Raw genomic sequence first — 2,577 nt, 5'->3', positions numbered from 1 at the left:
CGTGTGAACCACAGAAGGAACGGTGTTGATCAGTACGTTTTGATCGTTTTGGATATAATCTCCAATGGCCAATCCGTTGGTTAATAAGCGTATTTTCTTTCCAATACTAAGCGGATAGAAGAACTCATAAACCGATAAATCAAAGCAATGTGATGTTACTGCGTAAAGAATCTCAAAGTTGGTATCACTAAATTCTCTCTGTGACCAGTGCAGCATTTTTGAAGCGTTCTGATGGGTGATCATTACTCCTTTTGGTTTGCCCGTTGAGCCTGAAGTGTAAATGATATACGCCAGGTTATCTGGATTAAAAGTAATCTTCGGAAGTGCTTTTGAAATGGATTCCGATTGGTTAAATGCTTTTATAAAAGCCTCGTCTATGGTTACTTTACATTTACTGTCTTGCTCAATGTAGGTAATACGCTGTGCCGGATAGTTCGGATCAATTGGAACATAAGCACAGCCCGATTTTAAAACCGCCAGTAAAGCAAGAGGAAGCCATTCTGTGCGGCCTAATTTTACACCTACCAGATCTTCTATTCCCAGATTGTAATTACTCAACAAATAATGCGAGAGTTCGTTCGATACTTCATCTAGTTCTTGGTAAGTAAAAGTTTTATCGTCGGTTACCAAAGCGATTTCTAGCGGAGTCTTTTTCACCTGATTTACAAACAGATCGACCATCGTGGTGTTGGGATACTCCACTGTAGTATCGTTAAAATCATACAGCAATTGCGTTTTTTCGCCAGTACCCAAATAGTTCAGACTGTCTACTTTTTGACTTGGATTTTGGATAGCTTCTGTTAAAAAGGTTTCCAAATGCGAAGCCAGACGCGTTACAAAATCTGCCTCATAAATATCGATATTGTATTCGATGTACAGCGACAACTGATCTTGGTTTTCTGAAAAAGCAAAAGTCAGATCAAATTTACTGAAAGGTTTTTTCAACTGTTTGTAGGCCGATACTTCAATCCCATTTAGCGTTAAACCTTCAGACGCCAGTAATTCCTGCTGATTCTGAAGTACCACTAAGACATCAAATAAAACAGATCTGCTTAAATCTCTTTTGAGTTCAAGCGCTTCCACTAAACTGTCAAATGAATATTCCTGATTGGAATACCCATTTAATAAAGTTTCCTTTTGTATGGCCAATAAGGTTTCAAAATTGACTGTTTCTTCAAAAGTCGTCCGAATCGCCAGAGTATTCAAATACAAACCCACCTGATTTTCCAAATCGCTGTGTTCTCTTCCTGCTACGGGAGTTCCTAAAATAAGGTCTCTAGTATTGGTATATCTCGAAAGTAATCCGTTTATCCCAGCCATTAAAAGCATGAAAAGCGTCACCCCGTTCTGCTGTGCATAGGCATTCAGCCGGGCGGTACCCTCTTTAGAAAAAGAATAGTTAAATCCCGAACCATTATAGGTTTTAAGCTTAGGTCTGGTTGTACTCGAAGGCAATTCCAAAACAGGTAAATCTCCCGAAAAAGTATCCAGCCAAAATACCTTGGCCTTTTCCAACAGAACTTGTCTTGCTGAACTGTTCTGCCATTCCGAATAGTCTTTGTACTGAATAGACAGGTTCGGCAATGCCACTTCATTTCCTATTGATAATCCATTATAAATGGTTATAAACTCTTTGCTCAATATCCCCATAGACCAGCCATCACCAATAATATGGTGCATGTTCAGCATCAGAATATGACGATCGGCGGCCGTTTTTACAATCTCACCTATAAAAAGAGGTCCTTTCTCTAAATCGAAAGCATGTCTTTGGCGTGTATCAGCATGATTACTCAAGGCTTCCTCTGTAACATTAGTTAAATTTGTCCGTTCCAAAGTTCCTTTATATTGGGCAACGGGAACAATGTACTGCCCCAGATTCCCCTGTTCATCTGCTTTAAAAACAGTGCGTAAACTCTCATGTCGTTTTACCAAAATTTGAAACGTTTCGGCTAATTTCTCTAAATTCAACACTCCTTTAAATTCGAAGGCAACAAATATGTTGTAGGCCGAGTTCCCGGTTTCAAACTGACTCAATGTCCACAATCGGTGTTGAGAAGAGGTAAGCGCATAAGAATCTTTTATTTCGGCTTTCGGAATAGATTCAGAAGAGGAAAGCAGTGCAATCAGTTCCTTTTTATAAACTTTAATGTCTTCAATAATTTCAGGAGTCAAAGCCCCTTTTGGGGCATTAATCTTTAGGTTTCCATTATCTATCTTAAGTCTGATATTTAAGGACTGTAACGTATGTATTAATTTTTTTATCACGATATGATTTTTTAAATAAATTAAAGTACCTCTATGGTTTAGAACTATATCATTATCTCGTCAAGATCATCCGTCGACTCTCCCGCTAATTGATTCTGAAAAACTATAAATTTTAGTTTTTCTGAAACCCCAATAACGTCCTGACTCTCGTATAAATCCTGAATCGAAAATCTGGTATCGAAAGCCCTGTTGATTCTGTTGATTAAAACAGTTGCTTTTAAACTGTTTCCTCCTAATTCGAAGAAGTTATCGGTAACACCAATCTTTTCCAGTCCCAGTATGTCCTCCCAAATGGCAACCAACTTTTCTTCT

Annotated in this window: 2 protein-coding genes; both read right to left on the bottom strand. The window is 38.4% G+C overall.

Annotated elements, in window-relative coordinates; genetic code table 11:
• Positions 1-2,265 (bottom strand): non-ribosomal peptide synthetase (locus FLA105534_RS00210; protein WP_173964042.1); only part of this gene is annotated, 2,265 nt, incomplete at its 3' end.
• A 44-nt stretch (positions 2,266-2,309) separates the two neighbouring features.
• Positions 2,310-2,577 (bottom strand): phosphopantetheine-binding protein (locus tag FLA105534_RS00205; RefSeq protein ID WP_173964041.1); only part of this gene is annotated, 268 nt, incomplete at its 5' end.

This window comes from Flavobacterium collinsii, from assembly GCF_902804485.1.
Taxonomy (GTDB): domain Bacteria; phylum Bacteroidota; class Bacteroidia; order Flavobacteriales; family Flavobacteriaceae; genus Flavobacterium; species Flavobacterium collinsii.
This window is presented reverse-complemented; position numbering and strand designations above follow the sequence as displayed.